The following is a 7,531-nucleotide window of genomic DNA, read 5'->3' as shown; positions in this document are numbered from 1 at the left end:
TGTGATGCATCTTCTACGGCCGCCGGGCGCGTCCCGCCGCCCGGCGCGCTTCCAGCCGGCTCACCCCCGCCTGCCGCGCCCCGCCCCGCTCCCCGCCCTCTTCCACCGCTCCTGCATCCGCCCCGTGCGCCAGCCGGCCGGCCAGCGCCCGCGCCGTGGGGAACTGAAACAATTCCACCACCGGCACCTGCACCCCGAACTCCGCCGCCACCCGGGCCTGCAGCTTCACCAGCAGAAGCGAGTGGCCGCCCAGGTCAAAGAAGTTGTCCTCCATCCCCACCGCCGCCACGCCCAGCACCTCGCGCCACACCGCGGCCATCCGCGCCTCCATCCCCCCGGCGGGGACCACGGCGCCCTCCGCCGGGGCCGCCGCGGCGGGCGCGGGAAGAGCGCGGCGGTCCAGCTTGCCGCCGGGCGTCATCGGCAGCGCGTCCAGCGCGACGATGGCCGCCGGCACCATGTAGTCGGGAAGGGTGCGCCGCAGGTGGGCCCGCAGCGCCGCCGGGTCCGCGCCGCCCACCACGTACGCCGCCAGCCGCCGGTCACCCGGCGCGTCCTCGCGCACCACCACGGCGCAGTCGCGCACGGCGGGGTGGCGGCGCAGCGCGGCCTCCACCTCCCCCGGCTCGATGCGGAAGCCGCGGATCTTGGCCTGCGCGTCCAGCCTGCCCAGCGACTCCAGCGCGCCGTCCGCCCGCCAGCGCACGCGGTCGCCCGTGCGGTACATGCGCGCACCCGCGTCGCGCGAAAACGGATCGGGGACGAAGCGCTCCGCCGTCATCGCCGGGCGGCCCAGGTAGCCGCGCGCCACCTGCGCCCCGCCCACGTACAGCTCGCCGGGGACGCCCGCGGGGAGCGGGCGCAGCGAGGGGGAGAGCACGTAGCACCGGGTGTTGTGCAGCGGCCGGCCGATGGAGGGCGCGCGGGCCCCTTCCGGCGTCACCTGCCCGGAGGTGGCGACGACGGTGGTTTCGGTGGGCCCGTAGTTGTTGCTGAGGGCGAACGGGAGATGGGCGGCCGGGCGGGTGGCCAGCCGGTCGCCGCCGGCCAGCAGCCAGCGCAGCGCCGTCTCCGCCGGCCAGGGAAGCGCCAGCAGCGGCTCCGCCAGCGGGGTGGGGACAAAGGCGATCGTCACCCGGCGGCGCACCAGCCAGTCGCGCAGGGCGGCGGGGTCCGCGCGCACGGCGTCGGGAACCACCTCCACGCAGGCGCCGCGCGTCAGGTAGGGCCACACCTCCCACGCGGACGCGTCGAAGCCGGGGCTGGCCAGCTGCGTCGCCCGGTCCTCCGCCGTGACGGCAAAGGCGGCCTCGTGCCAGGCGCACAGGTTGGCCAGCCCGGCGTGCTCCACGCCCACGGCCTTGGGAGTGCCGGTGCTTCCGGAGGTGTAGATGACGTACGCCAGGCTGCGCGGCCCCGTGCTTTCGGCGGGCTCCGCCGCTTCGGTGGATGCGGAACCGTCGTCCTCCATCCATCCATCGACGTCGGCCACCTCCACGCCGGGGCGCGCGGGGAGCGCGGCGGCCAGCGCGCGCCGGGTGAGCAGGACGCGCGCGCCGGAATCGGCGACCATGGCGTCCAGCCGCTCCGCCGGATACGCGGGGTCCAGCGCCACGTACGCGCCGCCGGCCCGGAGCACGCCCAGCAGCGCCGCCACCAGCTCCGGCCCGCGCTCCAGGCACACGCCCACGGGAACGTCCGGCCCCACGACGCGGGCGCGCAGGCGGCGCGCGACGGAGCCGGCGCGGCGCTCCAGTTCCGCGTACGTCAGCGTGCGGTCGCCGTGCACGACGGCGGGGGCGTCCGGGGTGCGGGCGGCCCACTCGGCGAACCGCTCGTGCACGGGGCGGGTGTCGGCGTGGCGGAACGCGGTGCGGTTCCACTCCTCCAGCACCACGCGGCGCTCCCCGGCGCCCAGCAGCTCCAGCTCCGACAGGCGCACCGCGGGATTGGCGGCTACCTGCTCCAGCACGCGTCCCAGGTGCTCCATCATCCGCTCCACCGTGGCGCGGTCCCACAGGTCCGTGCGCCAGGTGAGCGCGCCCGCCAGCCCGTCGTCCACCGCGCCCAGGCCCAGGGTGAGGTCGAACTTGGCGGCGCCCCCCTCCGTCCCCATCTCCTCCACCGCCACGCCGGACAGCCCGGGGCTCGCGGACGACCCCGCATCCAGCGTGAACATCACCTGAAACAGGGGCGAATGGCTCAGGCTGCGTTCCGGCTGCAGCTCGGCCACCAGCTTTTCGAACGGCACTTCCTGGTGATCAAAGGCGCCCAGCGTGGTTTCGCGCACGCGGCGCAGCACCTCGCGGAACGACGGGTCGCCGGACAGGTCCGTGCGCAGCGCCAGCGTGTTGACGAAAAAGCCGATCAGCTCCTCCACCTCGCCGCGCGCGCGGCCGGAGACCGGCGTGCCCACCACCACGTCGTCCCCGCCGCCGTAGCGGGACAGCAGGGCCTGGAACGCGCCCAGCAGCACCATGAACAGGGTGGCGCCCTCCGCGTGCCCCAGGTCGCGCAGGGGCTTGAGGACATTTGCGGGGACGGTGACGGGGAGGGTGGCGCCGCCAAAGGTCTGCACCGCGGGGCGCGGCCGGTCCGTCGGCAACTCCAGCAGCGCGGGCGCGCCGGACAGCCTGCCGCGCCACCAGCCCAGGCTGCGCTCCAGATATTCGCCCGCGAGCTGCTGGCGCTGCCAGACGGCGTAGTCCGCGTACTGCACGGCCGGTTCGTCCAGCGGCGACTCGCGCCCGTCCGCGTAGGCGGCGTAGAGCGCGGCGAGTTCGCGGTGCAGCACGCCCAGACTCCACCCGTCGCTGACGGCGTGGTGCATTCCCATCCACAGCACCTGCTCCTGCTCCCCGAGCACCAGCAGCGCGGCGCGGAAGAGCGGCCCGGCGGACAGGTCGAACGGGCGCGCGGCCTCCGCATCCACCCGGCGCCGCACCTCGTCCCCGCGCTCCGTCTCGTCGAGGTGCGACAGGTCTTCCATCGCGAGGCGGAAGCCGGTGACGGGGAGAATGACCTGCACCGGCGCCCCGTCCTCCTCGCGGAAGACGGTGCGCAGCGCCTCGTGCCGGCGCACGACTTCGCCCAGGGCACGCTCCAGCGCGGGCGCGTTCAGCGGGCCGGACAGGCGCAGCGCGGAGTGCATGTTGTAGGTGGTGCTCCCCGGCTGCATCTGGTCCAGAAACCAGAGCCGCTCCTGCGCAAAGGAGAGCGGCGGACGGCGCATTACGGGAACCACCGGCGGCAGCGCGGGAGCGCCCTCGCGCCGCGCCTTCTCCACCACGCCCGCGAGCCCGGCGATGGTCGGCTTCTCGAACAGCGCGCGCAGGGGAAGGTCTGCCCCCAGCACCGCGCGGACGCGGGAAATGACGCGGGTGGCCAGCAGCGAGTGGCCGCCCATCTCAAAGAAGTTGTCGCGGATGCCCACCCGCTCCACGCCCAGCAGCGCGCTCCAGATCCCCGCCAGCACCTCTTCCACCGGCGTGCGGGGCGCCGCGTACCGGTCCTCCTGCACCATCTCCGGCGCGGGGAGCGCGCGGACGTCCAGCTTGCCGGAGGGGGTCAGCGGGAGCGAGGCAACCGCGACGAAGGCGGCGGGCACCATGTACTCCGGCAGCCCGCGGCGCAGGTCCGCGCGCAGGGTGTCGGCGTCCGCGTCGCCCACCACGTACGCCACCAGCCGCTTTTCCCCCGGCTGGTCTTCGCGGACGATGACCCGCGCCTCGCGCACGTCCGGATGCGCGGCGAGCACGCTTTCCACCTCGCCCGGCTCAATGCGGAAGCCGCGGATCTTTACCTGGTCGTCCAGCCGGCCCACGAACTCCAGCGTGCCTTCCGCGCGCCAGCGCATGCGGTCGCCGGTGCGGTACATCCGCGCGCCCGGCTGTGACGCGAACGGATCGGGGACGAAGCGCTCCGCGGTAAGCGCGGGGCGGTCCAGGTAGCCACGTACCACGCCGTCTCCGCCCACGTACGCTTCTCCCGGAACGGCTACCGGCAACGGCTCCAGCGCGCCGTCGAGCACGTACATCCGGGCGTTGCCGATCGGCCCGCCGATGGGCACCGTCGTTGCGCCGGCAGGTACGTCCCGGACCTCCTGGCACGTGCACCAGGCGGTGATTTCCGTCGGCCCGTACACATGCAGCAGCCGCCCGGGCCTGCCCGTGCCCAGCAGGTAACGGATGCTGTCGGCATCCACCTGCTGCCCGCCGTGAAGCAGTTCGCGAAGCCCCCCGAAGATCCCCGGCTGCTCGCGCGACAGGTGGTTGAGGAGCGCCGTCGTGAGATACAGGGTGGTAACGCGCTGTTCCTCCAGCAAACGACGGAAGCGGGCTCCTGAGAGCAGCACGTCCCTGGAAACGCCCACCAGCGTGGCACCGTTCAGCAGCGCGCCCCAGACCTCGAAGGTCATGGCGTCAAAGCTGGGGTTGGACGCATGGGCGACGCGGTCGCCCGGCAGCAGGGGCGCGTGGTCGGAATTCACGACCAGTTGAATGACCTCGCGATGACCCACCATGACGCCTTTGGGCCGGCCCGTGCTGCCGCTGGTGTAGTTGATGTACGCCAGGTTCTCCGGGGACACGCCGCTCCGGGGAGCGCTGGCCGGATACAGCGCGAGAATGACGTCCGCCTCGTCCAGCGGAACGGTGCGAAGGTCTGAGCCCGGGAGAGCCCGGACCGGAGTGCCGCGGGCCAGCAGCACGCGAATGCCGCTGTCGGCGAGCATCAGTTCCAGGCGCTCCGCCGGGTACTCGGGGTCGATGGGAACGTAGCACCCTCCCGCCTTGAGGATGGCCAGCACCGAGACGATCAGGTGTATGCTGCGGTCCAGAAGCACGCCGACCCGCCGCTCCGGCCCCACCCCGAGCCCCGCCAGGTGGTGCGCCAGCCGGTTGGCCCGCGCGTCCAGTTCCGCGTAGGTCACCGTTTCGCCGTCCCATGCCAGCGCGACCGCATCGGGCTGCGCGGCGGCGCGCGCCGCGAAGAGCTCATGAATGCAGACGCCACGCGGATACGGCCGCTCCGTCCGGTTCCACTCTTCCACCACCAGGGCGCGCTCCGCCCCGGCCTGCAGCCGCAGCCGCGACAGGTGAAGGTCCGGATCATCCACCCCCTGCCGCAACACACGCGCAAAGTGCGTGAGCATGCGGTCCGCCGTCTGCCGCTCAAACAGATCTGTGCTGTACGTGAGCCAGGCATGCAGCCCGCGTCGGGACTCGGAAATCCCCAGCGTCAGATCGAACTGGGCGGTATCCGTCTGCACCTCCAACGAGTCAGCGTCCAGACGATGAGCGCTCCCTTCGGCGTCCGGAACGGCCTCGGTGGTGAACATCACGTGAAAGAGGGGCGAATGCGCCAGGCTGCGCTCGGGCTGGAGTTCGGCCACCAGCCGCTCGAACGGAACTTCCTGGTGCTCAAAGGCGCCAAGGGTTGTTTCGCGCACCCGACGCACCACCTCGCGGAATGACGGATCGCCGTCCAGACGGGTGCGCAGGACCACGGTGTTGACGAAAAAGCCGATCACCTCCTCCACTTCGCGGCGGCCGCGCCCCGACATGGGACTGCCTACGACGATGTCGTCGCCCGCGCCGTACCGGGCGACCAGCATCTGGAACGCGGCCAGCAGCACCATGAAGAGGCTCGCGTCCTCTTCCCGTGCCAGCGAGTTCACCCGGTCACGGAGATCGGCGGGAAGGTCGAGCGCCACGCGGTCCCCGCGAAAGCTCTGCACGGCGGGGCGCGGGCGGTCCGCGGGCAGGTCAAGCAGCGCGGGCGCGCCCGCCAGGCGTTCCCGCCAGTACGCCAGGTGCCGCTCCAGCGTGTCCCCCCGAAGCCGCTCACGCTGCCATGCCGCATAGTCGGCGTACTGCACCTGCGGCGGTGCCAGCGGTGACGCGGCGCCCTCCAAAAACGCTGCATACAGGGTCGACACTTCGCGCAACAGCACGCCAATGCTCCACCCGTCCGCCACCGCGTGGTGCAGGTTCAGCAGGAGCACGTCGCCGTCCCCGAGGCGCAGCAGCCGCGGGCGGAACAGCGGACCCGCCGAAAGGTCGTAGGGCCGCACAGCCTCCTGCCCGGCCCGGCGGATCATCTCTGCCTCACGCGCCGCCGGCATATGGCCGGAAAGATCCTCCACCGGGAGGATGAAGCCGGCGAAAGGCGCGGCGTGCTGCAGGACCGTTCCGTCCACCTCGTGAAAGGTCGTGCGCAGCGCTTCGTGCCGGCGTACGACTTCACCCAGGGCGCGCTCCAGAACGGGGGCGTTCACGGAGGCGAGGCGGTACGCACCCGTGATGTTGTAGGCGGCGGACGCGGGATCCAGTTGATGCAGCAGCCACATGCGCTCCTGGCCGAAGGAGAGCGGCGCGGGCCCCGCCGCAGCACGAGGGCGGATCACGTCTGCGCCTCCGCCGCCCAGCCGGCCGGCAAGGCGCAGCAGCAGGTCAAGTTTTTTTCGTCCGGAACCGTCTCGCTCTGCGGGCGAGGCGGTGGCGTCGCTCCGGGTCGGCGCGTTCGTGCTGTCCATCAACGGCCTCAAAGGCTGGAAGTCTCGATTGGGATGCCGCTACCCGCCGCGGCGTCAGACCGCGCCGCGCGCTTCATCGTCAGAAGGGACGCGTGCGCCGCCACCCGCCTGTTCCGCGGCGGACCGGATGCCCACCGGCCCGCGCCATCGCCCGGTCGCCGGCACAATCTCCGGGCACAGGCGCGTGGGAACGTTCAGCGACCCGGCCAGCCGCCGCGCCCACAGCCAGACGTCGTGGTGCGGCTTCCGGTCGCGGGTGCGAAAGGTCCGCCCCGCGGACGGCTGGGCAGTCCGCGGCAGAATGCCCGTCTGCTCGTACTCGTCCAGTTGCCGCACCAGAAAGTGGATGGCGAGCTTTTCGGCGCGGCAGTACAGCGTTTCAGCGTTGTCACCGGGGTGCATCGGCGGGCGTACGTGCGCCAGCACGTCACCTGTGTCGATGCCGCTGTTCACAAAGTGGATCGTGGTGCCGATCCGGTCGAAGTCACCGGCGTACAACGCGAAGAAGAAGCAGTGGTTGCCCCGGTACCAGGGCAGGTACCCTCCATGGATGTTCAACACCACGGGCCCCAGCCGCTGCAGGACGGGCCAGAGCAGGATGGACGTTCCCATCACCACGGTGACGTCGGGCCGGCACGCCTCGATGACCTCGGGCACGGACGGGTCGTTAATCCAGGGGACCACGTGAGCCGGCCGGTTCTCTCCCGGGGACGGCGGAAACTGGGCGGCACGATAGGCATCCAGCCCCAGATACCTGCGCCTCGCGCCGTGGTAGACCGCCCACCCGTACTCCCGCCAGGCTTTTCGGCGGGCCAGACGGTCCAGCCGCGCGGAACCGGGTTCCACCACCACCGCGGGTACCTCGAATCGTCCGCGCAGCGCGGCGACCAGGTAGTGGTGGTGCGGTTGATCTGAGCAGAGCACCGCGACTCGCATCATGTTTCCTCCGGATCAACGCCATGGTGCGGCTCCAGCCCCCGCCGGAGCCGCCGGTCA

The 7,531-nt window shown here is 72.3% G+C and carries 2 protein-coding genes; both read right to left on the bottom strand.

Annotated features, from left to right (window positions below; translation table 11 throughout):
* Positions 1 to 13: 13 nt before the first annotated feature.
* Positions 14 to 6,535, bottom strand: coding sequence for a non-ribosomal peptide synthetase (locus HNQ61_RS05145; RefSeq protein WP_170037696.1), 6,522 nt, complete (start codon positions 6,533 to 6,535; stop codon positions 14 to 16).
* Positions 6,536 to 6,589: 54 nt separating this feature from the next.
* Positions 6,590 to 7,474, bottom strand: coding sequence for a formyl transferase (locus tag HNQ61_RS05140; protein WP_170037698.1), 885 nt, complete (start codon positions 7,472 to 7,474; stop codon positions 6,590 to 6,592).
* Between the last annotated feature and the right edge of the window lie 57 nt (positions 7,475 to 7,531).

Origin of the sequence: Longimicrobium terrae (genome assembly GCF_014202995.1) — a bacterium.
In the GTDB taxonomy this organism is placed as follows: domain Bacteria; phylum Gemmatimonadota; class Gemmatimonadetes; order Longimicrobiales; family Longimicrobiaceae; genus Longimicrobium; species Longimicrobium terrae.
The sequence above is the reverse complement of the archived record's forward strand: the minus strand, read 5'-3'. Positions and strand labels throughout refer to the sequence as shown.

Coding starts and splice junctions, on each gene's coding strand:
- HNQ61_RS05145 (WP_170037696.1), bottom strand. CDS start 6,535: ATGGACAGCACGAACGCGCCGACCCGGAGCGACGCCACCGCCTCGCCC.
- HNQ61_RS05140 (WP_170037698.1), bottom strand. CDS start 7,474: ATGATGCGAGTCGCGGTGCTCTGCTCAGATCAACCGCACCACCACTAC.